Annotated in this window: 27 protein-coding genes; 4 read left to right on the top strand and 23 right to left on the bottom strand. The window is 71.2% G+C overall.

Annotated elements, in window-relative coordinates; translation table 11 throughout:
* Positions 1 to 88: 88 nt before the first annotated feature.
* Both ACGFW5_RS21925 and ACGFW5_RS21920 read right to left on the bottom strand, forming a co-directional pair.
* Positions 89 to 1,336: an alginate lyase family protein gene (locus ACGFW5_RS21925; RefSeq protein ID WP_393835950.1), complete on the bottom strand. Its 1,248-nt coding sequence runs from the start codon at positions 1,334 to 1,336 to the stop codon at positions 89 to 91.
* Positions 1,337 to 1,677: 341 nt separating this feature from the next.
* The gene (locus ACGFW5_RS21920) at positions 1,678 to 1,941 is read right to left on the bottom strand and encodes a helix-turn-helix domain-containing protein (RefSeq protein ID WP_393835949.1); all 264 of its coding nucleotides are present in this window, start codon (positions 1,939 to 1,941) and stop codon (positions 1,678 to 1,680) included.
* A gap of 82 nt (positions 1,942 to 2,023) precedes the next feature.
* On the opposite strand from ACGFW5_RS21920, the gene map reads away from it, so the two are divergent.
* Entirely contained in the window at positions 2,024 to 2,791 is a 768-nt protein-coding gene (gene map, locus ACGFW5_RS21915; RefSeq protein WP_393835948.1) for a type I methionyl aminopeptidase, read from the top strand.
* A gap of 167 nt (positions 2,792 to 2,958) precedes the next feature.
* Here the strand turns inward: map and ACGFW5_RS21910 are convergent, their stop codons facing one another.
* Together ACGFW5_RS21910 and ggt are read right to left on the bottom strand one after the other, a co-directional pair.
* Positions 2,959 to 3,681, bottom strand: coding sequence for a glycoside hydrolase family 75 protein (locus tag ACGFW5_RS21910; protein ID WP_393835947.1), 723 nt, complete (start codon positions 3,679 to 3,681; stop codon positions 2,959 to 2,961).
* A gap of 156 nt (positions 3,682 to 3,837) precedes the next feature.
* Positions 3,838 to 5,652, bottom strand: coding sequence for a gamma-glutamyltransferase (gene ggt, locus ACGFW5_RS21905; RefSeq protein WP_393835946.1), 1,815 nt, complete (start codon positions 5,650 to 5,652; stop codon positions 3,838 to 3,840).
* Positions 5,653 to 5,755: 103 nt separating this feature from the next.
* Between ggt and ACGFW5_RS21900 the strand changes: the two genes are divergently transcribed.
* The gene (locus tag ACGFW5_RS21900; protein WP_393835945.1) at positions 5,756 to 6,499 is read left to right on the top strand and encodes a hypothetical protein; all 744 of its coding nucleotides are present in this window, start codon (positions 5,756 to 5,758) and stop codon (positions 6,497 to 6,499) included.
* Here ACGFW5_RS21900 and ACGFW5_RS21895 read toward each other — a convergent pair.
* From ACGFW5_RS21895 to ACGFW5_RS21860, 8 genes are all read right to left on the bottom strand, one after another.
* On the bottom strand, positions 6,496 to 7,776 hold the full coding sequence (locus ACGFW5_RS21895) for a cytochrome P450 (RefSeq protein WP_393835944.1): 1,281 nt from the start codon (positions 7,774 to 7,776) through the stop codon (positions 6,496 to 6,498). The genes ACGFW5_RS21900 and ACGFW5_RS21895 overlap by 4 nt on opposite strands.
* A gap of 11 nt (positions 7,777 to 7,787) precedes the next feature.
* Positions 7,788 to 8,561: an alpha/beta fold hydrolase gene (locus tag ACGFW5_RS21890; protein WP_393835943.1), complete on the bottom strand. Its 774-nt coding sequence runs from the start codon at positions 8,559 to 8,561 to the stop codon at positions 7,788 to 7,790.
* A 114-nt stretch (positions 8,562 to 8,675) separates the two neighbouring features.
* Complete coding sequence (locus ACGFW5_RS21885) at positions 8,676 to 9,278, bottom strand: hypothetical protein (protein ID WP_393835942.1); 603 nt, start codon at positions 9,276 to 9,278, stop codon at positions 8,676 to 8,678.
* A 118-nt stretch (positions 9,279 to 9,396) separates the two neighbouring features.
* On the bottom strand, positions 9,397 to 9,891 hold the full coding sequence (locus ACGFW5_RS21880; protein ID WP_393835941.1) for a hypothetical protein: 495 nt from the start codon (positions 9,889 to 9,891) through the stop codon (positions 9,397 to 9,399).
* Positions 9,888 to 11,357 (bottom strand): ATP-binding protein, encoded by a 1,470-nt coding sequence (locus ACGFW5_RS21875; protein ID WP_393835940.1) that lies wholly within the window; start codon positions 11,355 to 11,357, stop codon positions 9,888 to 9,890. Before ACGFW5_RS21875 ends, ACGFW5_RS21880 begins: the two co-directional genes overlap by 4 nt.
* Positions 11,354 to 12,043 carry a response regulator gene (locus tag ACGFW5_RS21870; RefSeq protein ID WP_393835939.1) on the bottom strand — a complete coding sequence of 230 codons (690 nt, stop codon included), beginning with the start codon at positions 12,041 to 12,043 and terminating at the stop codon, positions 11,354 to 11,356. Before ACGFW5_RS21870 ends, ACGFW5_RS21875 begins: the two co-directional genes overlap by 4 nt.
* Before the next feature lie 34 nt (positions 12,044 to 12,077).
* Positions 12,078 to 13,718 (bottom strand): murein biosynthesis integral membrane protein MurJ, encoded by a 1,641-nt coding sequence (gene murJ / locus ACGFW5_RS21865; protein ID WP_393835938.1) that lies wholly within the window; start codon positions 13,716 to 13,718, stop codon positions 12,078 to 12,080.
* Positions 13,715 to 14,875 (bottom strand): lipid II:glycine glycyltransferase FemX, encoded by a 1,161-nt coding sequence (locus ACGFW5_RS21860; RefSeq protein ID WP_393835937.1) that lies wholly within the window; start codon positions 14,873 to 14,875, stop codon positions 13,715 to 13,717. The genes murJ and ACGFW5_RS21860 overlap by 4 nt, the downstream gene beginning before the upstream one ends.
* Before the next feature lie 223 nt (positions 14,876 to 15,098).
* On the opposite strand from ACGFW5_RS21860, the gene ACGFW5_RS21855 reads away from it, so the two are divergent.
* The gene (locus tag ACGFW5_RS21855; RefSeq protein WP_393835936.1) at positions 15,099 to 16,328 is read left to right on the top strand and encodes an Ig-like domain-containing protein; all 1,230 of its coding nucleotides are present in this window, start codon (positions 15,099 to 15,101) and stop codon (positions 16,326 to 16,328) included.
* 337 nt (positions 16,329 to 16,665) lie between these two features.
* On the opposite strand, the gene ACGFW5_RS21850 is transcribed toward ACGFW5_RS21855, so the two are convergent.
* The 10 genes from ACGFW5_RS21850 to ACGFW5_RS21805 form a co-directional block, all read right to left on the bottom strand.
* Positions 16,666 to 17,550, bottom strand: coding sequence for an amino acid ABC transporter permease (locus tag ACGFW5_RS21850; RefSeq protein WP_393835935.1), 885 nt, complete (start codon positions 17,548 to 17,550; stop codon positions 16,666 to 16,668).
* Positions 17,547 to 18,191 (bottom strand): amino acid ABC transporter permease, encoded by a 645-nt coding sequence (locus tag ACGFW5_RS21845; RefSeq protein WP_393835934.1) that lies wholly within the window; start codon positions 18,189 to 18,191, stop codon positions 17,547 to 17,549. Before ACGFW5_RS21845 ends, ACGFW5_RS21850 begins: the two co-directional genes overlap by 4 nt.
* Before the next feature lie 7 nt (positions 18,192 to 18,198).
* Entirely contained in the window at positions 18,199 to 19,104 is a 906-nt protein-coding gene (locus tag ACGFW5_RS21840) for a glutamate ABC transporter substrate-binding protein (protein ID WP_393835933.1), read from the bottom strand.
* A 19-nt stretch (positions 19,105 to 19,123) separates the two neighbouring features.
* Positions 19,124 to 19,867 (bottom strand): amino acid ABC transporter ATP-binding protein, encoded by a 744-nt coding sequence (locus ACGFW5_RS21835; protein WP_393835932.1) that lies wholly within the window; start codon positions 19,865 to 19,867, stop codon positions 19,124 to 19,126.
* Between the two features lie 172 nt (positions 19,868 to 20,039).
* The gene (locus tag ACGFW5_RS21830; RefSeq protein ID WP_393835931.1) at positions 20,040 to 20,465 is read right to left on the bottom strand and encodes a DUF6278 family protein; all 426 of its coding nucleotides are present in this window, start codon (positions 20,463 to 20,465) and stop codon (positions 20,040 to 20,042) included.
* 208 nt (positions 20,466 to 20,673) lie between these two features.
* Positions 20,674 to 21,453, bottom strand: a complete 780-nt coding sequence (locus ACGFW5_RS21825; protein WP_393835930.1) for an exodeoxyribonuclease III — start codon at positions 21,451 to 21,453, stop codon at positions 20,674 to 20,676.
* A gap of 151 nt (positions 21,454 to 21,604) precedes the next feature.
* Positions 21,605 to 22,243, bottom strand: coding sequence for an MBL fold metallo-hydrolase (locus ACGFW5_RS21820; RefSeq protein WP_393835929.1), 639 nt, complete (start codon positions 22,241 to 22,243; stop codon positions 21,605 to 21,607).
* A gap of 45 nt (positions 22,244 to 22,288) precedes the next feature.
* A complete protein-coding gene (locus ACGFW5_RS21815) occupies positions 22,289 to 23,575 on the bottom strand; it encodes an alpha/beta fold hydrolase (protein ID WP_393835928.1) in 1,287 nt (428 codons plus the stop codon).
* Positions 23,576 to 24,132: 557 nt separating this feature from the next.
* Positions 24,133 to 24,594, bottom strand: a complete 462-nt coding sequence (locus ACGFW5_RS21810) for a GNAT family N-acetyltransferase (protein ID WP_393835956.1) — start codon at positions 24,592 to 24,594, stop codon at positions 24,133 to 24,135.
* A gap of 103 nt (positions 24,595 to 24,697) precedes the next feature.
* Positions 24,698 to 24,934, bottom strand: a complete 237-nt coding sequence (locus ACGFW5_RS21805; RefSeq protein ID WP_393835927.1) for a hypothetical protein — start codon at positions 24,932 to 24,934, stop codon at positions 24,698 to 24,700.
* A gap of 116 nt (positions 24,935 to 25,050) precedes the next feature.
* Here ACGFW5_RS21805 and ACGFW5_RS21800 point away from each other — a divergent pair, with 116 nt between their 5' ends.
* On the top strand, positions 25,051 to 25,464 hold the full coding sequence (locus ACGFW5_RS21800) for a contact-dependent growth inhibition system immunity protein (RefSeq protein ID WP_393835926.1): 414 nt from the start codon (positions 25,051 to 25,053) through the stop codon (positions 25,462 to 25,464).
* Between the two features lie 468 nt (positions 25,465 to 25,932).
* Here the strand turns inward: ACGFW5_RS21800 and ACGFW5_RS21795 are convergent, their stop codons facing one another.
* Entirely contained in the window at positions 25,933 to 26,598 is a 666-nt protein-coding gene (locus ACGFW5_RS21795) for an SMI1/KNR4 family protein (RefSeq protein WP_393835925.1), read from the bottom strand.
* Between the last annotated feature and the right edge of the window lie 303 nt (positions 26,599 to 26,901).

Here is a 26,901-nt window from a genome sequence, read left to right as displayed (position 1 = left end):
TGATAGCGGAGCTATCGGGGCGTTTCGGCAACGCCGCGAGGTGCCGTGCCAGGCGCCGCACCCCCGGCCATGATCCACCAGACACCCCCTAGTCCGCGGCGCCCGGGTTCTGTGCGTGGGTCAGCGTCTCCCAGGCGACGAACAGGTCGTCGGTGCCGCCCGGGCGCTGCCGTTCGGCCAGCTTCCGGGTCTCGGGCAGCGCCAGGTGCAGCCGGTTCTGGAGGTGGTTGAGCAGGATCTCGACGTCCGGGCCCAAGGTCCGTGCGACCTTGCCGCCGCAGAGCCAGGCCGGCACCTGGGCGCCCAGCTGGTAGCGGGAGTGGAATTCGAGCGCCGCCTTCAGCCGCTCGGCCGTCGGCCCGTACAGGTCGATGCCCTGCTGCCAGGCCGTCTCCGCGATGTGGCCGGACGCGGCGAGGGAGTAGCCGATGTGCATGAAGTTGCGGCAGGTCTCCTGGCCGAGTCCGTCGCGGTAGGTGCGCTGGCCGAACCAGTACGCGGCCAGCTTGTCCGGCGTGTCCATCGAGCCGCCGGGCGGCGGCTTGGGCAGCCTGCCGTCCGATGCGAGGTAGAAGTAGGCCGGGACGCGGGCGCGGTAGCGCTCCAGGGCGTCCTTGAAGACCCCGTGGTCCTCGACGAACACGGCGATGCCGATGGCCGCGTCCGTCATCGCGAGTTCCCAATTCCCGTTGTAGTCGGGGACTTTGGCGGTGACGGCGGGCAGATACGCCTTGCGCAGCATCCACTTGAAGCGCTGGACGGCCGGGGCCGGCCACTGCGGATAGCCCGCGTGCACGATGTCGGCGGCCCGCGCCCAGGACGAGCCCGCCCAGGCGGTCTGGAGGTCCGCGTTGCCCTCGGTGTGCCGCTTCATCACCTGCGACCAGCCGTCCATGATCTCGACGGCCTTCTTGGCGTGCGCCTCATTGCCGTTGACCGACCAGAGCAGCGCCTGCGTGTACGCGGCGATGGCGTCCTCGCGCTCGGCGAGACAGGCGGGAGGCCCGACGTTCGGCGGGCACGGGACGACCTCGGCGGGGTGCGGGGTGTAGCGGAGCGAGCCGTAGCGGCTGGTCCGCATCCTCTCGTACGCCGAGCGCCACGGCTCCTGGCCGGCCCGCACCTTTGCCCGCACCGCGGTCAGTTGACTCCGGCCGACGACCACGCCGGGGTGGTGGAAGACCAGCGTCGCGGGGTCGGCGTGGGCCACGGCGGAGGCGGCGGACACATGGGGGCCGGGGGCGCAGCCGGCGAGCAGCGCCAGCACGCCGAGCGCGGCGACGGCGGCTGCCCGCAGCGGGCGCCGCCGCCGGGAGGGCTGAGAGCGAGTGACCACGCTCCTACGGTCGCGCGGGGCCCCTGCGCGCGCAGGATCTGTTGCGCCGAACAGGCAGGTGACTTCCGAGCCCGCGGGCGGGCCTGCGGAGCCCTTCGCTCAGGCCGGCACGCGAGCGGTGTCGCGGGGCGCCGGAGAACAGCGGGGGCTGTGCAAGGCGCGCTATGGCAACGCAGACGCGCCCCCGCAGGTGGGGACTCGCCCGGGGCGGGACTGCCGCCCGGCGGCGCCCAGTGCCGGCCGACCTCGACGTTGTCGTAACGCAGCAGGAACACCGCGCCCAGCGGATCGTGGACGACGGTGCAGGCCGCGGCTCTCGGCGTGCCGGGGGCCCGGGGGCTTCATGCCGCGACGGCCGGCGGCGGCATCGCGCAGTCGGACACGATCTCGTCCATGGACAGGCCGAGGACCGAGGCCAGCGCGGCCACGGTGAAGAAGGCGGGGGTCGGCGCGCGGCCCGTCTCGATCTTGCGCAGGGTCTCCGCCGAGAGGCCCGCGGCGGCCGCGATCTCCGGCATGCTGCGATCCCCCCTGGCCGAACGCAGCAGGCAGCCGAGGCGCTCGCCGCGGGCACGTTCTTCGGGGGTGAGTGGGGTGCGGACCATGCGCCGATTCTAGACCCGTATCCCCCGGCGGCGCCGGGAGATGCGGCCGAACACCCATTACAATACCGGTATAGTAATGGGCATGGTGAAGATCAAGAGCGATACCCAGATGGATGCGATGCGCGAGGCCGGACGCGTGGTCGCCCAGGCCCTGGCGGCGGCGCGCGACGCGGCCGGCGTCGGCGTGACCCTCGGCGAACTCGACGCCGTGGCGCGGGAGGTGCTGGAGAAGGCGGGCGCGACCTCGCCCTTCCTCGACTACCACCCCGAGTTCGCGCCCGTCCCCTTCCCGGCCACCGCCTGCATCTCCGTCAACGACGCGATCGTCCACGGCATCCCGGACGGCTACCGGCTGCGCGACGGCGACCTGGTCAGCGTCGACTTCGGGGCGCTGCTCGACGGCTGGGCCGGCGACTCCGCGATCAGCTTCACGGTGGGCCGCCCGCGCCCCGAGGACGTACGCCTCGTCGAGACGGCGTTCAAGGCGCTGGACGCGGGGATCGCGGCGGCCGTCGTCGGCAACCGCATCGGCGACATCGCGCATGCGATCGGAACGGTGTGCCGCGGCGCCGGCTACGGCATCCCGGACGGGTTCGCCGGCCACGGCATCGGCCGGGACATGCACGAGGACCCGGGCGTTCCCAACGAGGGCCGGGCCGGCCGGGGCATGGTGCTGCGCCACGGGATGGTGCTCGCGATCGAGCCGATGGTGATCGCCGACGGGAGCGACGCGTACTACCCGGCGCCCGACGGATGGACCCTGCGCACCGTGAGTGGCGCGCGAGCCGCCCACGCGGAGCACACGGTGGCCGTCACCGACGCCGGGCCGCGCATCCTCACGCTCGTCTAGAACGCCCACGGGGCACCGGGGCCCGGAGCGGAGCCGGAAGCGGAGCCGGAAGCGGGCCCGGGGAAACGGCCCCGGCCCGCCGTTCGCGGCACCGCGCCCGGCGGGCCCCTCACGACCACCCCGCCGGGCGCCCAACACCCCCTCCCCGGGCCGCTATTGACGGCTCATCAGTTCTGGTCCAGGAAGCGCTGCGCCAGCGCGTCGCCGATGGCCACCGCGGCGCCGTGGTCCTCGATCGCCTCGGCCTGGGAGTCCTTGAACAGGATGTAGGTGACGTCGGCGTCGGCGCCGCCCTCCCTCGGGCTGGGATCAAGGCCCAGCGCCTTGGCGGTGGCGTACGAAGCCTCGCCGATGGTGGTGGCGGAGCCGGTGTCCCCGACCACGGCGTACTCGACCTTGTCGCCGTGGATGACGGCAGCCACGCCGCCTCCCTTGATGCCGGCCGCCCCGTAGTCCCACACGGGGCTGGGGTCGGGCACCACGACGTAGGGCAGTTTCTCCGCGTCGAGCGGCCGGCCGTCGGCCTGGTGGAAGCGGGTGTCTGGCTGGAACCACGGGTCCGTCTTCTTGTTGCAGAGGGCGCCGGCCCGGCCGTCGCAGTCGATGTCCAGATCGGCCTTCCAGAACACGGCGCCCTTCTTGCCGCAGACCGGCACGGTCGCCGGAGCGTCGGCGTCCGTCCGGTACATGCCGTGGGAGACCTGGGAACAGGTGGTCACCTTCGCCAGAAGCGCGGCGGCGCTGACCGGGCCCGCGCCCGTCGGGGCCGGCGCACCGAGGCGGCCGGGCGTGCGGAAGGCGGGGGCGGCGCCCCGCGCGGTGGCCGGGAGGACCGTCGCGAGCAGGGCGGCGCCGGAGGCGGCGGCGATGGCGAGCGTTCTGGAGCGCACGGAGAACCCTTCTGTCAGGGGAAAGGTCCTTTACCCAATTGCGCGCACCCCGCGGCGCACGAACGTGACCTGCGCGGCCCCGTTCGCGGCGCAGGGCCCATGGCTTCCGGCCTTTCAGCTCGGGGCCATGGGCCTCACCGGCGCCGCCGGACGGGGTTACTGCTTTCCACTCGGATGGACCACGAGAGCCGACCCGCCGCCGCGCCGCACCGTCTCGGCGGCCGCGAGCCAGCGCCCGTCCGGCAGCCGCTGCACGCCGGTCGCCGCGCCGATCTCGGGATTCAGCGTGAACGCGTGGCCGAGCGCTTCGAGCCGGCCGCGCAACGGGCTGTTGTAGAGGGCCGGTTCCAGTTCGGTCTGCGCGGCGTTGCGCTGGCTCGCGCGCGGCGCTGCGATCGCGTCGACCAGCGGCATGCCCCGGTCGAGGTGGTTGATCAGCGCCTCAAGGACGGTGGTGATGATGGTCGCGCCGCCCGGTGAACCGAGGGCGAGCACCGGCTTGCCGTGCCGGTCGAGGACGATCGTCGGCGAGATGGACGAGCGCGGCCGCTTGCCAGGGCCCGGCAGGTTCGGGTCGTGGACGGCCGGGTTCGCCGGGGCGAAGGAGAAGTCGGTGAGCTCGTTGTTGAGCAGGAAGCCCCGGCCCGGCACGGTCATGGCGCTGCCGCCGGTCTGCTCGATGGTCAGCGTGTACGCGACGACGTTGCCCCACTTGTCGGCGACGGTCAGGTGGGTGGTGTTCTCACCCTCGTAGGTGGTCGGAGCCGCCGTGCCCGAGGCCCCGCACGCCACCGGGTGGCGCGGGTCGCCGGGCGCCAGGGGGCTGGTCAGCACGGCGTCGTCCTTGATCAGGCAGGCCCGCGAGTCGGCGAAGCGCTGCGAGAGCAGCCCCTTGGTCGGCACGTTCTCGAAGGCCGCGTCGCCGACCCAGCGGCCCCGGTCCGCGAACGCGATCCGGCTCGCCTCGATGTAGTGGTGCAGGTACTGCACGTCCGACGCCTTCGACAGGTCGGTCCGCTCCAGGATGTTGAGCGCCTCCCCGACCGTCGTACCCCCGGAGCTTGAGGGGGCCATGCCGTACACGTCCAGCCCGCGGTAGCCGACCTCGGTGGGTGCCTGGTACGTGGCCGCGTAGCCGCGCAGGTCCTTCTCGCTCAGATCGCCGGGGCGCACCGTACGGGTCGAGGCGGGGTCGACGGGCGGCGTGCGCACCGTCCGTACGATGTCCTCGCCGAGGTCGCCCCGGTAGAGAGCGCCGACGCCGCGGCGGCCCAACTCCTCGTAGGTGCGCGCCAGATCGGGGTTCTTGAAGGTCGAGCCGACCACCGGGAGCCGCCCGCCGGGCAGGAAGAGCTTCGCGGTGTCGGGGAAGTCGGCGAACCGGGCCTGGTTGTCCTTGGTCTGCGAGCGGAAGGTGTCGTCGACGGTGAACCCGTCGCGCGCGAGCCGTTCGGCGGGCTTCAGGAGGGTGCGCAGCGACGCGCTTCCCCAGGCGTGCAGGGCCCTGTCCCAGGTGGCGGCGGTGCCCGGGGTGCCGACGCTGAGGCCGCTGGTCACCGCGTCGGCGAAGGGCAGTGGTCGGCCGTTCTCCAGGAAGAGCGACGAGGTGGCCGACGCGGGGGCGGTCTCGCGGCCGTCGATGGTGTGCACGGAGCGGGACGCCGCGTCGTAGTAGACGAAGAAGCCGCCTCCGCCGATGCCGGCGGAGTACGGCTCGGTGACGCCGAGCGCGGCGGCCGTGGCGACGGCCGCGTCCACCGCGTTGCCGCCGTGCTTCAGGACGTCAAGGCCGGCCGCTGACGCGTCCGCGTCCACGCTGGAGACCGCTCCCCCGTAGCCGATGGCCTCCGGCACCTTGGCCGGGGATGTGCCGGGTGGCGCCGCCGTCGTGGGCGGCGCGGCGGCGACCGAGGCCACCACGGCGGCAGCGGCCGCGAGCAGGGACAGGGTGCGGGCAGCAGGACGACGCATGCGTACCTCCCGTAGGCGAACGTCCGCGCAGCGTAACGCCGTCCCCGCGCTCGCGTCATGAGCACGTCGAGCACGCCGTGAAGTCCCGCTAGCATGCGCGCCCATGAATGACGACATACGCAACATCGTCCTCGGCGTGGTGGCCGCGGGCCTGAGCGCCGCTCTCGGCTGGCTCGCCCGCACCTCTCTCTGGCGGCGCGGCCTCCGGCGCCGGCAGGCGTTCTTCGGGCTGCCCCAGCACTCCGAATGCCTGCTGGTCGTCAACCGCGCGGCGACCCAGGAGGGCGCGGTGCACCGCTTCGACGTGTTCGCGCTCCTCGAACTCGCCTCCCTCAACAAGGACTGCGGCGCCCATGCCCGGATCATCCAGCACGACCTCGCACAGCAGGGCTTCGGCGAGCGCACCGAGTTCTGCCTCGGCGGACCGTACTCGAACCGCCGGATGGGGGCGCACCTCCTGTCCTTGCTGCCCGGCGTGAAGATGAACGTGGACTCCGAACCGAGCCCGGACCGCGGCGCCTTCCAGATCGGCTCCGAGCGCTACCGGCTGGAGAACGGGGTCGCCGAGTACGTGATTCTGGCCCGGGTCACTCCGGATCAGGACTCCCGTCCGGTGTTCCTCTTCTGCGGTCAGTCCGCGATCACCAACCAGGCCGCCACCCGCTATCTGGCCCGCAATGCCGAGAAGTTGGCCCGCAAGCACGGCAAGGGCTCGTTCTGTCTGCTCCTCAAGGTCGTCAACTCCCAGGCGTACGGGCCCGATGTGGTCGAGCTCGTCGCCGATGTGACGCGGGCCGCCCAGGAGCCCGCCCCTGCGATCCGTACCTCGCACCGGGCGGCGGGCTAACTCGCTTTCAGCGGAAGGGACTTGATGCCGTTGATGAAGTTGGAGACCAGACGCCGGGGTTCGGCGGCGAGTTCGGTGCGGGGCAGGACGCGCAGCGCCTCCTCGTGCAGCGCGGTCAGTTGCAGGCGGGCGAAGTGCGCGCCGAGGCAGATGTGCGGGCCGTCGCCGAAGGAGACGTGCGGATTGGGGGTGCGGGTGAGGTCCAGGCGCTCGGGGTCCCCGAAGGCGCGCTCGTCACGGTTGGCGGAGGCGTGGAAGACGACGACCTTGTCCCCGGCCGCGATGCGCCGGCCGGCCAGCACGATGTCCCGCACGGCGGTGCGCCGGAAGCTCAGCACCGGTGGGTGCCACCGCAGGAGCTCGTCGACGGCGGCGCCCACCGTTACCTGATTACCCGTCAACTCAGCTTGCTGGACGGGGTGTTCGGCCAGCGCCAGAAAGCCACCCGGCGCCGCGCTGCGCACCGTGTCGTTGCCCGCCACCGTCAGCAGGAAGAAGAACATCTCCAGCTCGGCGTCGGCGAGTTCGCCGTGTGCGAGCGCGGTCATGACGTCGTCGCCCGGATGCTTGCGCTTGTGGGCGGTGAGGTCCTGGGCGTACGCGAACATCTCGGCCAGCATGGCCGGCGAGCGCGGGTCGGCCGGCCGCCCGTCGGGGCCGGTCACGGTGGGCCCGTCCGGATCCTGGTGGGCGATGACGCGCTCGGTCCACTCCAGGAGCAGCCCCCGGTCGCCCGGCGGCACCCCGAGCAGATCGGTGAGGTTGAGCAGCGCATAGTCGTCGGTGACATCGGCCACCAGGTCGAACACGCCGTCCTCTGCGCCGTCGCGGGCGGCGGTGAGCAGGGCGCGGGCCCGGTCGCGCACCAGCCCTTCGAAGCGTTCGACCCGGGACGGCGTGAAGGCCCGGCTCACCAGGCGGCGCAGCCTGCCGTGGTCGTGGAACCCGTGGGCCACGGGCCCGCCGCCGTCGGACCGCGCGGCGGCCCGGGGGTCCTGGTTGAGCATCATGCGGCGGATGAACGGCAGGTCCGCCGGGTCGGGGTCGCGGATCTGGGTGGTGCCGAGCGCCGAGGAGAAGCCGGCCGCGTCCTTGAGGACCCGTACGACGTCGGCGTGGCGGGTCACCGCCCAGAAGCCCGGTCCGGCCGGCCGGCCGAGGACCGCGGGCTCGTCCTGCCAGGCGACGGGCAGGCGGTCGCGCAGTTCGCGATAGGCGGCGTACGGCGGGCCGGCCGCGTACTGGCGGGGGTCGAAGATGTCGGGCGTGTCAGTCATCGTGGGCGGCCTCAGACATGGTCGGCCCGCAGGAAGTCCTCCACGGTACGGATCAGGTCGAGCGGCGCCTCGTCCATGGCGTGGTGCCCGGCCAGGGGCAGCTCGGTCAGCTCGCCCGCCGGGTACCAGCGCAGCCACGTCTCGCGCAGGAAGGCGGTGCTGATGGCCGGGTCCAGGGCGCCGCTCACCGCGAGTGCGGGCACCGGGGAGCCCTCCGTCTCCTCGTGGAAGTCCTCCCCTGCCCAGGAGTCGAGCCAGGCGCGGAACGCCTTGGGGTCGCTGCGCTCCACCGAGCGCCAGGTCATCCGGTCAAGCCAGGCGTCGGGGCGGTTGCCGCCGGTGGTGAGGTCGATGATGGTGCGGCGCTTGGCGGGCTGATCGGCGGCCGCGGTGAACAGGGCGCGCGTCGCCTCGTCCATGGGCATGCCGCTCGCCGGGACCGGCGATATCCCGACCATGCGGCGCACCCGGTCGGGGGCGGCGGCCAGGACGCGCTGGACGACGGCGCCGCCCATCGAGTGCCCCATCAGCGAGAAGCGGTGCCAGCCGAGCCGGTCGGCGAGCGCCAGTATGTCCTCGGCGCCCTCGCTCGTGGTGAACGCGCCGGGCGCGTCCCTGGCTTCGCCGTAGCCCCGCAGGTCGACGAAGGCGTAGGTGAAGCCGGCGGCGTCGAGGTCGGGCAGCACGGCGGCGTAGTCACCTCGGTCGGCGAGCCAGCCGTGCACGGCGACGACCCGGTGCGGGCCGTCGCCGTGGAGGGTGTGGGGCAGCGTGAATCCGGCCATGGGCACTCCGATTCCGGACAGCGGTCGTCGGCGTACGGCTCGCGGTGGTGCCGTCGGTGTGCGAGACGTACGCGTACACGGTGGCGGTCGCCCTGCCGCGAGGCAAGAAGCGGGTCAGAACTGCCAGGGACTGCTCGCGGGCTGCGCCGTGCGGTCCTCGACGGCGACCTCGGCGGGCGCGCAGGCGCGCACCGCGTCCAGGACGTGGACCGCGTCGAAGACGAAGAGCTGTTCCTCGAAGCACAGCCCGTGCGTTCCCTCGGCCCGGCCGAGCACGGGCGCCAGGCGCCGGTACATGGAGCGCGGGCGGCTGACGTAGGGGAGCGCGGGCGAGCGCAGGTCCACGACGAGGAAGCGACGGACGTTCGGGCCGCTTCGCACGGCGATCGCACTCACGGCGCTCACCTCGTCCCAGTCGACCCGGCCGGACAGCCACGTCGGAAGCCGCACCGTGAACGTGTCCGCGTCCACATCGATCACCAGCGGCCGCAGCAGGTAGCCCACGAAGATGACCGCGATGGCCACGAGGCCCACGCCGACGGCTGCCATGACGGGGCCCACGACGCTCCCGTTGGGGCCGGCGAACCCGGAAGCGACCGCGAAGCACCAGATCACGGCCACCGCGACCGCTGCGACCGGGACCCAGACGAGGGGGCGCCGCAGCCGCAGGACGATCGGCGCGGTGGCGGGCTGCGTTGCGCCGGCTGAATTCTCCACACGCAGAGCTTGGCCCGTCGCGGGCCCGGACGCCAGGGGGTTACCCATGGGTTTACTGAATTGAAGTCAACGGGCTCTCCCGCGCTCTGCGTCCCAAAAGCGCCGGCACGGCCCCAGGTCAGGTCGTGCAGGCGACGGGGCCCAGCGGGCCTGCGGGGCCGGTGCCCCGGATCGTCACCTTCCGGTCGCGGCCGGGCGGAGCCGACCGCAGGGCGGTGCACGCGATCTGTCGCTGGGCGAGCGCGGTGAGCCCCGAGACGTCGTGGCCGATCATGACCGTCATCCCGCCCGCGTCCATGCTCAGCTTCAACGCGCCGATCCCAGAGGGGAGTTCGGTGCGCAGCCCCGCCGCCCTCTCGTCCGCGTCCGGGCCCGCGAAGAGCAGCAGAAGGGGCGACCGCGGGACGCCTTCGCGCACCACCGGCATCAGCCCGTCGGGGCCCACGAAGTAGAGCACGGTGCCGTCGTTGCTCGGCGGCATCGCCTCGGCGCTCGCGGGGTCGCCCACCGCGATCACGTCGGTCGACTGGATGCCGCAGCCCGCCGCGAGGAGCGCGGCGGGCAACAGGGCGAGCGCGGCCAGCAGTCGGGGGCCGGTGACGTTGCACCTCATCGCGCCGCCTGCGCGGGCGCGGCGGCGCCGAGGCCGGTGGGCAGCTCGACGGTGAAGACGGCGCCGCCGTCCGGTCCGTTCGCCGCGCGCACCGTGCCGCCGTGCAGCCGTACGTTCTCCCGTGTGATCGCAAGGCCGAGGCCGCTGCCCGCCGAGCGGGTACGGGCCGCGTCCGCCTTGAAGAAGCGGTCGAAGATGTGCGGCAGTACGGCCGCGTCGATGCCGGGGCCTGCGTCGGTGACCTCGACGACCAGCGGGCCGTCGCCGAAGGCCGGACGCAGCCGCACAGTCACCGGCTCGCAGCCGTGCCGCAGGGCGTTGCCCACGAGGTTGGCCATCACGATGTCGAAGCGCCTCGGGTCGATCATCGCCCGTACGCCGTCCGGGAGTTCGGTGACGACGCGGTCCTGCCAGTGCCGCCCCTGGAGGGTCTTGCGGATGGTCTCGGCGACGTCGACCTCGTCGGTGTTGAGCTCGGCGGCCTTGGCGTCGAACCGGGAGATCTCCATCAGGTCCTCGACGAGGGTGGCGAGCTTGCCCGTCTCGGCCGAGATCAGGCGCACGGCGCGCGCCGTGTCGGGGTCGAGCCCGTCGGCGTCCTCGTCGAGCACTTCGGTCACGGCGAGCATCCCCGCCAGCGGGGTGCGCAGTTCGTGGCTGACGTCGGAGGCGAAGCGCCGGGCCCGCGCCTCGGCCTTCTGCAACTCCTCGACCGAACGCTCCAGTTCCTTGGCCGACTCGTTGAACGTCCAGGCCAGATCGGCGAGTTCGTCCGACCCCTTGACCTCGATCCGGGTGTCGAGCCTGCCCTTGCCCATGCTGCTCGCGGCCCGCCGCAGATCACGCACCGGGCGCAGCACACTGCGGGCGGCCAGCAGCGCGGGCACCACGGCGACGGCGAGCGCGGGCAGCGCGCCGTTCTTGGCCGCCGCGACCATGGCCTCGATGGTGACGCTCTCGGTCTTGAGGTCCATCACGGCGTAGAGGTAGACCCCGCTGCGCTGCTCGTCGACGCTGTTGCTGTCGAACATCACCGGCATGCCGATGGTCAGGTACGGGGTGCCGTCCTGGATCACCCGCTGGAACGAGCCGTGCGCGTTGGCGTGGGTCTGGCGGCGCAGCTCCTGGGTGATGACGGTGGAGGTGGGCCGGTTGGTGGAGGAGGCGCGCAGGGTGCCGTACTCGGCGAAGACGTACCAGGGGTGCGGCTTGCCCGCCCGTGCCAGGGTGCGGCAGACGTTCTGGAGCGCCGCACTGGAGGTGGGCAGCGCGAAGTACTCGTTGGCGATCTGCTCGCGGAACTGCTCGACCGCCTGGTCCTGGGCCTGCTTGAGGATGGCCGAGCGGGCCGACTGGTAGGTGAGGGCGGCGGTGGTGACCGCGCTGACCGCCGCCACCAGCAGGAACGCCGCGATCAGCCGGGTGCGCAGGCCCAGGCGCAGGGCGCGGCGGACCGGGAACCTCACAGCGGCCCGAAGCGGTAGCCGAATCCGCGCACGGTCTGGATGTAGCGGGGGGAGCCGTCGGGGCCGCCGGTGTCGCCGAGCTTCTGCCGCAGCCGCCGCACGCAGGCGTCGACCAGCCGGGCGTCGCCGTGGTAGCTGTGCTCCCACACCGATTCGAGGAGCTGCTGGCGGCTGAAGACCTGCTCGGGCGAGGCCGCGAGGTGGAGCAGGAGCTTGAGTTCGGAGGGGGCGAGGGCCAGACGTTCGCCGTTCTTGGCGGCGGTCAGGCCCGCCCGGTCGAGGGCGAGCTCGCCGTGGAACTCGGGGCCCGAGCGGGCGACGGGGTCGGCGAGGCGGCGCAGTACGGCCCGGATGCGGGCTTCGATGACCTCGGTGCGGGCCGGCTTGACGATGTAGTCGTCGGCGCCCGCTTCGAGGCCGATCACCACGTCGAAGTCGTCGCCGCGCGCGGTGAGCATGATGATCGGCAGCTGGCTGGTCTCGCGTATCCGGCGGCAGACCTGCACGCCGTTCATGCCGGGCAGCATCAGGTCGAGCAGGACGAGCTCGGGCTGGAAGGCCTTGAGCGAGGCGAGTCCGGCCTCGCCGGTCCCGGCGGCCCGCACCTCGTGGCCGCGTCGGCGCAGCCCGAGCTCGACCCCTTCGCGCACGGAGGGGTCGTCTTCTATGAGAAGCACGCGTGGCATAGCTGTCAGTGTCCCAACCGTCTCATGTGGCCCGTCACCGGGCTCGGTGTCTGCCGCCGCCGCGGACCTTGTCAAGAACGGCATTGATGTCGGTGAGGCCGAGCGGCCGGGCCAGCAGCGCGAGGACGACGACGAGCGCGAGGCTTCCCGCGCCGGCCGCCGCGACACTGCCGAGCGGGTCGGCCGCACGGGCCGCCCCGTAGCCGAGCGCCGCGGCGGGCACACAGGCCGCGAGCAGCCGCACATGGGCGAGGACCGCGGGAGAGCGGAGCAGCGCCGCGCCGCCGAGCCGGCGGTTCAGGGTGTACGCGGTGGCCGCGAGCCCCGCGAAGAGCGCCACCGTGTAGGCCCCGGCGATCCCGGTCACCGCCCAGCGCGCGGACAGCGTGAGGTAGGCGACGGTGGTGAGCACCGCGTTGATGCCGGAGATGACGAGGTTGAGCAGGAACGGAGTGCGGGTGTCGCCGAGCGCGTAGAAGCCGCGCGACAGGACGTACTGGCCCGAGAGCGCGATCAGGCCGGGCGCGAACGCCATGAGCATGCCCGCCATCACCGTGATGTCGTGGGCGTTCGTCCTGCCGTACCCGTAGACCGAGCCGAGGATCCAGGGGGCGAGCGCGAACAGCGCGCAGGCCGCGGGGACGATCGCCGCGGCGCAGGTGCGCAGCCCGTAGGACACGTCCTGGCGCACCCGGGCGAGGTCGCCGTCCGCGCACGCCCGGCTCATCCGCGGCATCAGGGCGGTGACCAGGGACACGGTGACGATGCCGTGCGGCACCATCCAGAGCACGTACGCGTTGGTGTACGCGGTGTATCCCGCTCCGTCGCCGACCCCCTCGCGCACGGCCGCGGCGCCCGCGGTGGTGGAGAGCCGCGTCACCACCCAGTAGGCGAGCTGGTTGGAGACGACGAGCAGCACCGCCCAGCCCGCCGACTTCAGCGGCCGGCCCAGCCCGTGGCCGCGCCAGTCGAAGCGCGGGCGCCAGCGGAACGCGGCCGAGCGCAGCGAGGGCACAAGGGCGAGCGCCTGCACGACGATGCCGGCGGTGGTGCCCCAGCCGAGGAGCCGGGCATCGCCCGCGCTCAGCGTTCCGCTGCCGCCCGCGGCGAGGGCCAGATAGAGCCCGAACACCCCGATGACGACGACGTTGTTGAGCACCGGGGTCCACATCATGGCGCCGAACCTGCCGCGCGCGTTGAGGACTTGGCCGAACAGCGTGAAGAGGCCGTAGAAGAGGATCTGCGGCAGGCAGTAGCGGGCGAGCGCGATGGTGAGGCCGGCCTGGGCGCCGCTGTAGTCGGTGTAGCCGTGGACGATCCACGGGGCGGCGAGCACGGCGAGCGCCGTGACCACGACGAGCGCGCAGGTGCAGGCCGTCATGAGCCGGTCGGTGTAGGCCGCGCCGCCGTCGGCGTGCTCCTTGGCGGCGCGCACCAGCTCGGGCACGAACACCGCGTTGAGGGTGCCGCCGATGAGCAGCATGTAGAGGATGTTGGGGACGTTGTTGGCGACCGCGTAGCCGTCGCCGAGCAGTCCCACGCCGAGGGCGGCCGCGATCACGGCGGAGCGTACGAAACCGGTGGCGCGCGAGACGATCGATCCCGCCGCCATCAGCGCGCTGCTGCGCAGCAGTCCGGCGCTCGCGCTCTTCGCCGGCGCGACGGTCGCCGTCATCGGCGCGCCAGGTACGCCTGGAAGGCGCGGTACAGCGCGTGGTTGGCGGTTCCGCCCATGGATGTCTCCCACTCCCCAAGGGTCTCGACGACCTGGCCGCCGGTACCCAGCTTCCACCGCAGCAGCCCGAACGGACGGTCCTGCGGATCAAGAGTGGAGGGTACCCCGCGCATGTCGTACACCTGTGCGCCCAGCGCGTGGGCGTCCTGGATCATCTGCCACTGCAACGCGTTGCTGGGGCGGACCTCGCGGCGGTGGTCGGCGGACGCGCCGGTCTGGTACCAGACACGGCCCCCCACCGTGATCATGGTGTGGGCGGCCAGCACCTCCCCCTGGTGGACGGCGAGGTAGAGCCGCATCCGGCCGGGCTGCTCGGCGTTCAGCGCCTCGTACTGGCGCTCGTAGTACGGGAGGGAGCGGCCGAGCCGGAATCCGTCGCGCTCCTCGGTGATCCTCAGCAGCCGGTAGAACTCCGCGAGGTGTTCCGGGCCGCCGATGACGACCCGCACTCCGGCCCGGTCGGCGGCGCGCACATTGCGCCGCCACTCCTGGTTGAGCCCGGCCCACAACTGGTCGACGCCGCGGCCGGCCAGCGAGAGCCGGAAGACATGGCGGGGCTGTGCGTCGGCGTCGCCGTCGTGGTCGCCGCCGCACCGCTTCCAGCCGCGGGTGCGCAGCCGTTCGGCGACGGCGGAGCCGAGCGGGTCCACCTCGGTGGCCAGGACGTCGGCGATCCTGCGGCCGGCACCCGTGGAGGCTTTGAGCCGGGACGCGTCCCAGCGCCGGTAGGCCGGCATGGGCCCGATCCGCACCGCGAACGCCCCGGCACGGCGCAGATGGCGCATGAGCGGCTGGAGCCAGCGGTCGATGTGCGGGTCGGACCAGTCGGCGACCGGGCCCTCGGGCAGGTAGGCGAAGTATTTCCGCGTACCGGGGAATTGCCGGTAGAGGATCTGGGCGGCGCCGGTCAGTTCTCCGTTGTCAAGGGACCATCCGACCCTTTCGGTGACCCATTGGTCCTTCACATCGGCCCACGAAGGACATTGCAGAAAGCTGACGTCGGAGCGGCCCGCGAGAAACGAGCGGTACTCGGCGGCGTCGAGGGTTCGTACCCCGGCGTCCTGGTCCCGGTCGCCGGTCACCAGCAGTGCGGACACGTCAGTGGCCTCCCAAGTGCGCCCCGGTGTCGGCCGCCGGGGATGCACAGGATGCTCACAGCGGTCCATGACCGCTTCTCGCGTCGAATGTGACCGGACGATGACCGTTGCTCTGCGGTCGTCGTCACAGAGGAAACGCGGAGATTCGCGGCGCGTCCTGCAACCTAGAGTCCGGCTGGTGACTCTCCCTTACGGACAAGCATGGACAACGGAGGTCTTTCAATTGAGCCGCATACGTCGCCGACCGCGCCCGTCCCGCCCCTCGGCCCGCATGGCCGCACTCGCCACGACGGCGGTTCTCGCCGCCGCCCTTTCGGCGTGCGGGGGCGGCGGCGGGTCCTCGTCGGGTGACGGGAAGACCGACCTCAAGGCGGGGAAGAAGACCGAGATCTCGGTGAACCTGACGGGCGAACAGGCCAAGCCCGGTGAGCCGGTGAAGGTGACGCTCGCCGACGGCACACTGCAAAGCGTCACGGTCACGGACGCCAAGGGCGGCACACTCGTCGGGAAGGTGTCCGCCGACGGCAGGACCTGGACCTCGGAGCGCTCCGCCGCGCCCGGCACCACGTACGCCGTCGAGGCCAAGGACGCCAAGGGCGGCACCGCGCGGGCCACGTTCGCCACGGCGGCTGCCGGGAAGGTCAACAAGGTGAGCATGGTGCCGGGCAAGGACACGACGGTGGGCGTGGGCCAGCCCGTCTCGATCGTGTTCGACAACCCGGTCAAGAACAGGGCCGAGGTGGAGAAGCACCTGAAGGTGACGACCTCGGACAACACCGAGGGCTCCTGGGGCTGGATGCAGGACTACTCGGGCAAGGACCGCGTCGACTGGCGCCCCAAGGACTACTGGAAGTCCGGCACCAAGGTGACCCTTGAGGCCGACCTGAACGGCGTCGACTCCGGGACCTCGGGCGGCTGGTTCGTGAAGGACTACAAGACCAACTTCACGATCGGCAAGAACCAGGTCGCCAAGGCCGACCTCGCCACCCACCGGCTCAAGCTGTACCGCGACGGCCAGTTGGTGAAGGACATCCCGATGTCGGCGGGCACGCCCGGCGGCGACAAGGCGTCGTGGCGGGGCAAGACCGTCCTGATGGCGAAGGAGGGGACGATCAACATGAACTCGGAGACCGTCGGCCTCGGCAGCTCGTACAACAAGATGGTCGACTACTCGATGCGGCTCACCTGGTCCGGGATGTACGTGCACGCCGCGCCGTGGAACCACGACTACTTCGGCTCCGCCAACAAGAGTTCGGGCTGCATCGGCATGAGCGACGCCGACGCCAAGTTCGTGTACGGCGAGGCCCAGGTGGGCGACCCGTTCGAGATCACCGGCGACGACGCGAAGGGCACTCAGGCGCTCAACAACGGTTACGGCGAGTGGAACCTCTCGTACGACGCGTGGAAGGCCAAGAGCGCGCTCACGGGCGCGGCCGGCACCACCGGCAACTGACACCCCCGGGCCCGACCGGGCCTGGCCTGTTCGGTTCGCGAGGCCGCACACCAGCCCCTCGCCCCTCGCCCCTCGTCCCGGCCAAGGAGAGCGGAACCCCCGTCGCCCCATCTCCACGACGCGGGCCCGCTCGGCCCCGGCGAGCCGGTCAGCGACGCCCACTGGCAATGGACATCGTCGACCCGCTCCCCATCGAGCACAACCCGCTCGGCGCGCAGCTGACCTTCTCCTCGCCGGCGTCGGATCCGTCATGTCTGACGGTGCCGCTCCGCGAGAAGTGATCACCGGCTGCCGCCGGGCGGGCATGGCCCCTGAGCTGCTGCACTCCCCCCGGGCCTCAGGGGCCCGGGAGGGGCCCCCTCGGCAGCAGCGTCCCTGGTTCGGCCGGTGCGACGTCCACGGCCTCCGTCTTGGGATTGCGCTTCTGTCGCCTGGCCATCCAGGTGGCGAACCAGGAAAGCAGCATGCACATCCCGATGTAGATCGGTGAGATCACCATCACCACGGGGATGAACGGCAAATCGTAGTCGAGATTCGACGCGATGAGCTTCCCCGCGTGCAGGAACTCCTCATAGGTGATCAGGTAGCCGAGCGAGGTGTCCTTCAGGGCGACCACCAGCTGGCTGATGATGGTCGGCAGCATCGCCCGGATCCCCTGGGGGACCAGCACGTACGTCATGACCTGCGTCTTGCGCATGCCGAGTGAGAATGCCGCCTCCTTCTGGCCGCGTTCCACGGAGTTGACGCCGGTTCTGAAGACTTCGGCCAGGACCGAGCCGTTGTAGAGGGTGAGACCCGCCACCAGCGCCGGCAGCGGCTGCACCTTCAGCGCCACGAAGACGAAGAAGATCATCACGAGGACGGGCATGGCGCGGAAGAACTCGACGAGCAGGGTCGCGAGCCAGCGCGCCGCCCGGTGCTCGGAGAGCCGTCCGGTGGCGAGCACCGCGCCGAGCACGAGCGAGAGCACCGAGGCGAACGCGAAGGCCCGCAGGGTGTTGCCGAGCCCGCGAAGCAGCAGCTCCTGGATGCCCTTGTACGTGAAGGGCGTCCACTTGGCGGAGGTGAACTGGTCGGTGTCGAACAGGAGATACAGGACCCAGCCGATCAGGGCCAGGATCAGGGTCGTCGAGATGATCCCGTACACCAGGTGCCGCTGCCGGGTCTTCGGGCCGGGGATGTCGTAGAGGGCGGTGGCTTCCGTGGCCAGTGGCGCGGTCATCGGGCGACTCCCCAGCGCTTTTCGAGGATGTTGAAGACGGCGCTGATGAAGAGGGTGATGATCAGGTAGCCGATGGCGATCCAGACGAAGGTCCAGATGATGTTGTAGCCGAGCTCGCTCAACGTCTTGTACGTGCCGAGGAGTTCGGTGACGCTGAACGCCCCGGCGATCGCGGAGTTCTTGGCGAGCGCGATCAGGGTGGACCCGATCGGCGGGATCACCGAGCGGAACGCCTGCGGCAGCACGACCCCCGACAGCGTCTGACCGAAGGTCATCCCGAGGCTTCTGGCCGCCTCGCCCTGCCCCTTGGGCACGGTGTTGATGCCGGAGCGCAGCGCCTCGCAGATGAACGACGAGGTGTAGCAGCCGAGCGCGATCACCGCGAAGAGCTGGAAGGGCAGCACCAGACCGAAGCGCGGAAGACCCAGCAGCACGGCGAAGAACAGCAGCGTCAGCGGGGTGTTGCGCAGCACGGTCACCCACACCGTGCCGAGCGCGCGGAACGAGCCGACCGGTGACACCCGGCAGGACGCCATGACGAAGCCGAGCACGAGGGCGAGGAGCGAGGCGTAGACGGTCAGTTCGACGGTGCCGAGGAAGCCCTTGCCGTACAGCGAGAAGTTCTTGGTGAGTACGTCCATTGCGGCCTCAGCTCGCCGGGTAGCGGTCGATGGGCGGGGCGGGGGCCGGGGGGCGCCCGGACAGGCCGAGCGTGGCGGCGTACGCCTTCTTCCAGTCGCCGTTCTTCTCGTGGGCCTCGATGGCGTCGTCGAGGAAGAACCGCAGCGTGGTGTCGCTCCTGGGGACGCCGATGCCGTACGGCTCCTTCGAGAACGGCTTGCCGACCACCTTGAGCTCGTCGGGCACCTTGGCCGCGTAGCCGCTGAGGATGGTGTCGTCGGTGGTGACGGCCGCGACCTGGAAGGTGAGCAGGTTGTCCACGCACACCGAGTAGGTGTCGTAGGCGACCATGTCGACCCTCGGGTAGTCCTTCTCCATTCGCTGGAACGGGGTGGAGCCCGCGGCCGAGCAGACGCGCTTGCCCGCGAAGTCCTGGGGCGCGGTGAGTTTGTCCTCGTCCGTGCGCACCAGGAGGCCTTGGCCCGCCAGGTAGTACGGGCCCGCGAAGCCGACCAGTTTCTTGCGGTTGTCGTTGATGGTGTAGGTGCCGACGTAGTAGTCGATCTGGCCGTTCTGCAGCGCGGTCTCGCGGTTCGCCGAGGCGATCGTCTTGTACTGGATGGTCTTGGGGTCGAAGCCGAGCGAGGCGGACATCATCTTGGCGATCTCGATGTCGAAGCCGGTGTAGACGCCGGTGGCCGGGTCCTTCTCGCCGAGGTAGGGCTGGTCCTCCTTGGCGCCGACGACGAGGTGGCCGCGGCTCTTCGCGCGCCGCCACACCGAGGAGCCGCCCAGGCTGATGCCCTTGGCGACCGTGTAGTGCGGCAGCAGTTCGGCCTTCGGGCCCTTCACCGGCGGGCTGCCCGACCTGCCGCAGCCGGCCAGGGCCAGGGCGAGCAGCAACGCGGCGAGCGTGCGTCGTGTGGCCATCATCGTTGCGTACACCCCCCGTTCAGTGCTTGAGGATCTTGGAGAGGAAGTCCTTGGCCCGGTCGCTGTGCGGGTTGGTGAAGAAGTCGTCGGGCGTGCGGTCCTCGATGATGCGGCCGTCCGCCATGAACACGACGCGGTTGGCGGCGGAGCGGGCGAAGCCCATCTCGTGGGTGACGACGACCATGGTCATGCCGTCGCGGGCGAGCTGCTGCATGACTTCGAGCACCTCGTTGATCATCTCCGGGTCGAGGGCCGAGGTGGGCTCGTCGAAGAGCATGACCTTGGGGTCCATCGCGAGGGCGCGGGCGATGGCCACGCGCTGCTGCTGGCCGCCGGAGAGCTGGGCGGGGAGCTTGTGCGCCTGCGAGGCGAGACCGACCCGCTCCAGGAGTTCGTGGGAACGCCGGTCGGCGTCCTCCTTCTTGCGGCCGCGGACCTTGACCTGCGCCAGTGAGACATTGGCGAGGACGGACCTGTGCGCGAAGAGGTTGAAGGACTGGAAGACCATGCCCACTTCGGCGCGGAGCTGGGCGAGACCCTTGCCCTCCGCGGGGAGCGGTCTGCCGTCGATCGCGATGGATCCGGACTCGATCGTCTCCAGCCGGTTCATCGTCCGGCAGAGCGTTGACTTGCCCGAGCCGGACGGGCCGATGACCACCACCACCTCCCCGCGGCCGACGGTGAGGTTGATGCTCTGGAGGACGTGCAGATTCCCGTAGTACTTGTTGACGTCACGCAGCTCGATCAACGGATCGACGGCCATACGCTGTCCTGCCCACTCATCGCTGTGTCGAGGTCAGCGCAAACTATCCAGCCCGGTAAGGGACTTCACTTCGACACGCGCGAATAGGGCATAAACCGTATTTTGACCCCGCGGGTCTCGGGGGTGCCGGGGATTCCGGCGGCGGCGGTCCCGGGGAGGCCGGCGGCGCCGGTCAGGCCTCCGAGGCCTCCGCGTAGATCTGGAACAGCTCGGGAGCTCCGGTGGCCGCCCAGGTCAGGCCCGCGTCCACCACGTCGATCTCCCGGCCCGATGCGAGGCGCACCACCGGCTGGCCGCTGGGCCACACGTCCCAGCTCGCGCCCGGGACGGTGCGCACGATGACGGTGCCCAGATAGAGACCGGCGTCGTTGCCCAGCCAGGGCAGCTCCTCCGGGTCCTCGCGCCAGCGCGGGGTCAGCTGGTCGAGCGCGCCCAACGACGCCGGGGAGTCATCGAGTTCGAGACTGTTCTGCCAGGCCCGGGTCCGCAGCAGCTCGCACTCCGAAAGCACCTCCGCGACGCCCTGCGGGTCCTCCCGGTAGATCGCCGCCGCGGACGCCGCCGGGTGCCGCCTTCGCCAGTTCTGGAGGAAGTTCATACGATCCACACTCCCATTTGAACGGTCAGTAGCACTACTGGGCACGCGGGCGCGCTTTATCGGCGGCCCCGACGCGGGCCGCGACCGGGGGCGGCCCGGCCGGGGGCGGCCCGGCGCACACGGAGCGCTCCGACGGACCCGGGGCGGCGGCGCGGTCCGCCCAAGACGGGGCGGGGCGTCCGGCCCGGGGCGGCGGCGGTCCGGGGTCTCAGACCTCCAGGTCCACGACGACCGGCGCGTGGTCGGATGCGCCCTTGCCCTTGCGCTCCTCGCGGTCGACGTAGCTGTCCTTGACGGCGGTGGCGAACGGCTCGTTGCCGTACACCAGGTCGATGCGCATGCCCCGGTTCTTGGGGAAGGCCAACTGGCGGTAGTCCCAGTAGGTGTAGGGACGGTCGTACTTGAGCGGGCGGGGCACCACATCGGCGAGGCCCGCCTCCCGCAGGGCCGCGAGCGCGGCGCGCTCCGCCGGGGTGACGTGGGTCAGGCCCTCGAAGACCGACGGGTCGTAGACGTCCTCGTCGGTGGGGGCCACGTTGAAGTCGCCGAGGATCGCGAAGGGCCGCGGGCCCGCGGCGTCCGCCGCCACCGCCGCCCTCAGCGCCTCGAACCAGCTCAGCTTGTACGCGTAATGGTCGTGCGCGACCTCGCGGCCGTTGGGCACGTAGACCGACCACAGGCGGACCCCGCCGCAGGTCGCCGAGATGGCGCGCGGCTCCTCGACGCCTTCGTAGCCGGGGCCGCCGGGCAGCCCGAGCACGATGTCGTCGAGGCCGACCCGGGAGACCAGCGCCACCCCGTTCCACCGGCCGGTGGCGTTGACCGCGGACTCGTAGCCGAGCTCGCGCAGCTGGGCGGCGGGGAAGCCCTCGACGGTGGTCTTGGTCTCCTGGATGCACAGCACGTCGGTGCCGCTGCTCTCCAGCCAGGCCAGCAGACGGGGCAGCCGAGCGGTGATCGAGTTCACGTTCCAGGTGGCGATGCGCATGGCTCCCAACCTACCGCCCGGCACTGACAGCCACGGTCGGCCCGCCACCGGCGGGCGGTCGGGGGCGTACGGTCACGCGGGCGGTCGAGGGCGGGCGGTCGGCGGCGGACAGGCGGCGGCCCGTCACCGGCGGGCGGTCGGGGCCGGGCGGTCACAGCCGGGTCGAGTCCCCCGGCGCGAGACGGGCGTGGTCGGCGCCGCCGAGCGAGCCGATCTGCGAGTCGTAGATGGGCCGGGCGACGTCGGTGAGCAGGGCGTCGTGGATGTCGATGGCGCGGCGCGGGGCGACCTCGCGCACGTAGTCGATGACCTCGGAGATCTTGTTCCAGGGTGCCATCACCGGAAGCATCAGGGTGTCCACGGCACGGTCGGGGACGGTGAGCGCGTCCCCGGGGTGGAAGACCGCGCCGTCCACCAGGAAGCCGATGTTGGTGATGCGCGGGATGTCGGGGTGGATCACCGCGTGCAGCTCGCCGTGCACCTGGACGTCGAATCCCGCCGCCTCGAAGGTGTCGCCGTGCCCGACCGTGTGCACGCGGCCGGGGAAGGCCGCCGAGATCTTCTCCGCGACGCTGCGCAGCGTCCAGATCTCGGCGGCCGGATTGGCTTCGAGGCCGGTCCGCAGCCGCTGCTCGTCGAAGTGGTCCAGGTGCTCGTGGGTGACCAGGATGGCGTCGGCGCCCAGCGCCGCGTCGCTCTCGCTGAACGCGCCCGGGTCGATGACGAGGCTCCGCCCGTCCTTGCGCAGCTGGACACAGGCGTGGCTCTTCTTGGTCAGCGTCAGATTCATGCGTCCCATCCTGCTCCCTGTGCCGGGTACGGGAGCGGAATCAGGTCATCCGCGGGGAGTGGTCTCCTCCCTGATCACCGCGCCCGCCGTGCGGAACGCGGCGCCGGCCGCGGGTGCGCCGCAGTACAGCCCGGTCTGGAGGAGCACTTCCTTGATCTCATCGGGGGTCAGCCCGGCGCGCAGCGCGGCGCGGGTGTGCGCTGCGAGGTCGTCCAGGTGCCCGCCCGTCGTGAGCGCGGCCAGGGCCACCGCGGCGCGGGTCCGTCGGTCCAGGCCGCCCCTCGACCACACGTCGCCCCAGGTGTGGCGGGTGGTGAGCGCGTCGAAGTCACCGCTGAAGTCGTCGGCGCGGGCCGTCTCGGCGTCCACATGGGCGTCGCCCAGCACTTCGCGCCGGATCCGCATGCCGAGTTCGTACGCGTCGGGGGTCGCGGCGGGTTCGGCGGGGGCCGGGGCCACCACATCGGCCGGGGCCTCGGGCGCGGGGGGCGCGGCCGCGGGTGCCGGGGGCGGGACCGCGGCGGGCGGCACCGCGATCGAGGTCAGCGTCTCCTGCCAGGCCGTCGAGAAGTGCCGTACGAGGAGATCGGTGACGGCGGCCGGCTGCTCGACCGGGGCCAGGTGGGAGGCGCCCGGCACGACGGCGAGGCCGGCGCCCGGTATGCCGGCGACCAGGGTGCGGGCCTCGCCGGGCCCGGTGACCCGGTCCTCGGCGCCGACCAGCGCGAGCGTGGGCACGGCGATCCGGCCGAGTTCGGCCCGGATGTCGAAGGCGGCCAGCGCCTCACAGGCCGCTATGTAGCAGGCGGGGTCGGTGGTGCGGACCATCTGCACGGCCCATTCCACGATGGCCGGCTGGGCGGCGGCGTAGGACGCGGTGAACCAGCGCTCGGGCGCCGAGCGTGCCATGGGGTCCATGCCATTGGCCCGGACGATCACACCGCGCTGGCGGTACTCGTCGGCGGTGCCGAACCGGGGCGAGGCCGCGACCAGGGCAAGCGAGGCGATCCGGTGCGGATGGCGCAGGGCCAGGTCGGCACCGATCGCGCCGCCTATGGAGCACCCCACGTACCCGAAACGCTGGATGCCGAGCCCGTCGAGCGTGGCGATAAGCCGGTCCCCGAGCTCGGCCACGGAGTGCGCGGGCTCGGCCGGCGCCCCGCCGTGCCCCGGCAGATCGAACCGGAACACCCGCCAGGAACCGGCCAGCTCGGGCGTCTGGCGATCCCACATGTGCCACGTGGTCCCCAGCGAGGGGCCCATGACCAGGACAGGAGCGTCCTTTGGCCCGTCAACGCGGTATTGCAGGGTGTTCTTCGGTGTCTCACTCACCCGCCCGACCCTCTCATCTCTCACGGAATTCCACATCGGCGGGGTGAACCTAGGGGGTGTCTGGTGGATCAGGGTCGGTCAGGGTGCGGCGCCTGGTGCGGTGCATCGCAAGGCGCCGGAACGTCGTGATAGCGGAGCTATCGGGGCGTTTCGGCAACGCCGCGAGGTGCCGTGCCAGGCGCCGCACCCCCGGCCATGATCCACCAGACACCCCCTAGTGCCGCATCAAGCAGCGTTCGCTCGGGTATGGCCGGAGGGCATGCGCGAAGCGGAGAGCAGAGCGTCCACCCGGGGTGAGAGCTTGAAGAGGTGCACGGCCGCTACCGTACGGGCGCGGCAGAGCGGATGCGCTTGCGCGAGATCAAGAAGACCGCCACATCGAAGCCGGCCCAGCACGACGCCTGCCCTTCTCGACCCGGAGCTTGGCCCCCGGCCGGCCGACTTCCTGCCTCGAAAGGCACCGGGCGGCCGTGGCCACGAGGTACGACAAGCCGGCGGTCCGCCGCGAGGCGACCGTCCTCGTCGCCGCCATCAACGAGTGGCTATGACCGACCACATCACGATGGCGCTGCGTAACAGTGGATGGCCACCGTCTGGTCCGGACTCCACTGTTGCTCGACTGTGGCCATCAGCTCCCAGCCCAGCCGCTCATACAGGGCTGCCGCCGCAGTGTCAGATGCGACGACGTCGAGCACCGGATGCAGGCCACGACGCTGCGCTTCCTCCACTGCTCGGCCCATCAGCAGGGCACCGATCCGATGTCCCCTCGCCTGCGGGGCAACGAACAACCTACTGACCACGGCGGTCATACCCCGCGTCGCCCCGTTCCGCCGGCCCCACAATTGCGGCGCCAGATCTCCCTCGCTGCCTTGCGACAAACTGACATGACCCACCAGGCCGCCTTCGAGTTCGGCAACCCAGGAGCCCAGCAGGGGACCGCGTGACAGCCACTCGCCGGGCTGATCGGGCCAGTTCACCGGATAGCCGTCGCACGCATGGACCTCCGCGAGGATCCGCACGCACTCCGCAACATCGCCATCGGCCCTCTGCCGGACCGAGCGACTTGGCCTCTCATCCGGCTCCCCGGAGCTCTCGCTGTTCACTCCGGCATCGAAACACAGGTCACGTAGTCACACCAGCCACTTTGGACACGCGCCCTACGTAGTAGTAGTCCTCGTGCTTCCGGTCCCGCCCCGTCGGGGCCAGTTCGTGGCGTTCGAACTGCACCGTGTGGTCGTAGTCGTCAGCCATGACGGCGTAGGCGGGCGGAACCTCGGGGCCCTTGGGTTCGGTGATGCAGAGGATCGCGCCCAGGCGGCCGGCCAGTTCCGGGCGGCGCGGGGAGTCGGTGATGCGCACTTCGGCGTTGCAATGGAACGCGTGGTGGTTCGGCGCCGGATCGAGTGCGAGAGGGCCGCCGACAGATAGCGGGCAGTTTCCGGGTCGTAGTAACTGCACTTCAAGGAGGGCCACTCATGGATTTGCCTTTCGATCGAAGCCGCTCCATCGAGGACCTCGAAGGGCGCCGGTGGCCCAGTCCGCCCGGCGATGCCACGACGCTTGTACTGGCGGTGCACGCTCTGCGGAAGAGTCCCATCAGCGACTTGACAGTGGAGCAATTGGCCAGGCTCATCGCCCAGGATGTCGGGCTGCCGTTGCTGCTTCCTGTGGGCGTGGAGATCCTTCAGGGCGAGGCTGCGGAAGGGGCGGCCGGCGGCTGGTTCGACGACGATTTGTTGACCGCAGTGCTCACGCGCAACGCCACCGCATGGGCCGAAGCACCTGAGCTCGCCGGAGCCATCAAGGACGTACTCGACATGCTCGGCCATGAGCTTTCGCCCTGTCTGAGAGACGACGCCGACAGATTTCGGGCACACCTGCCGCACTAGGGCCTGTCGGGAGTCGTGATCACGCGTTACTCCGTTGTCCCTTCTTCGGCTGGTCCGCATACTGGGGGCCCGCACTGCTGCCGGAGATCGACGAGCTGATCATCAAGCGCAGCCCCATCGTCCTCGGCACCGGCATCCCGCTGTTCGACGGCCCCTTCACCCCGACGTCGTTCACCCTCACCGAAACCCGCACGTTCGATACCGGTGTGGCCATGCAGACCTACTCCCGCGAGGCCGCTGCGTAAGCCCCTACACCGTCTCCGACGTGCACTTCCGCCCCGGCCGGCGGCTAGGGCCTGCACTCCGCAGGTGGGCGCGGTTGGCTCGGGAGGAGTACGCCTTGTCGTCGGCCACGGCGCCGGAACGGGTGCGCGGACGTCCGACCGGCGCCAACCTCCATGGACAGAACACCTGGCCACCACGAGGTGCCCCAGCAAGAAAGTCCCCTGCCGGGTCACCTCGCGCTCTCTACGGGTGGGGCCCACCTCCAAGGAGCGACCGCCCCTGAGGGGAGGGCGGCTCCTCGCCAGGGGCTACCCATACCAGCCCCCCGCAGACCGTCAGCGCCGGCCACGTGTCCTCATCCCGCCACCCTCCCGGCACGATGAGGCACCGGCTCTGCTCCAGGGCATCGGCGATCCCCGCCAGCCACTCGGGGAGCGGCCATCCCGCCATGGAACCCGCCGGGATGAGTTCTGGTTCACTGTCCACCACCCACCGGCCGAGACTGCCGTAAGTGGGTTCGTCCTCGCGGGCATCGACGTAGAGGCCGTGCCAGGTGTCGCCCACGACACAGGAGATGGGAATGCGACCCGGCTCACGCTCCTGGTCGCGGGTCTGCACGGTATAGACGTCTTGCAGGGTCTTCAGCGGATACCAGCATTGATCCCCCGGCAAGAACGCCGCGGGCCACCAGCTCTTCTCGTCTCCAGGGTCGTCCGTGCCATCGTGCAGCCCATACCAAGCCCTCAAGGCGGGCGGGAACACCACCCCGATCGACTCCTCCACAGCATCAATGTCCGCATCACTCGCCGGCGGACGCAGCAGTGCAGCCGAAGCCGGGGCATGCTCCTTCAGCCACACCTCGATCCGCCCCCACGCCCCTTCGACTTGGACTTGCTCGCTCATGCTCATCAACTTCTCCTCCGCCTCGCTCGCATCACGCGATGGCCTCACACCCTTACGCGCGTCTCCGACCAGGCTTGTGGAGATCGATTACCGCCGACTGCGGCTGACGTTCGGGTTCCTACCGCACCTCAGCCAACAGGACAGGATGTTCCCGCGGAGGTGGCGGCGCACAGTTCCGCCGATGCGACGCTCCACGGTCCAGGGGGGATGCAGTTCAACGAGTGCACGGCCGACAGCTCAGCCCCGGCAAGGGCGACCGGGCCTGGCTGCACGACATCCGCGCACGAGCATCCGGTACGAGTTCGTGCA

The organism is Streptomyces sp. NPDC048416 (assembly GCF_043200435.1).
Taxonomy (GTDB): Bacteria; Actinomycetota; Actinomycetes; order Streptomycetales; family Streptomycetaceae; genus Streptomyces.
The sequence above is the reverse complement of the archived record's forward strand: the minus strand, read 5'-3'. Positions and strand labels throughout refer to the sequence as shown.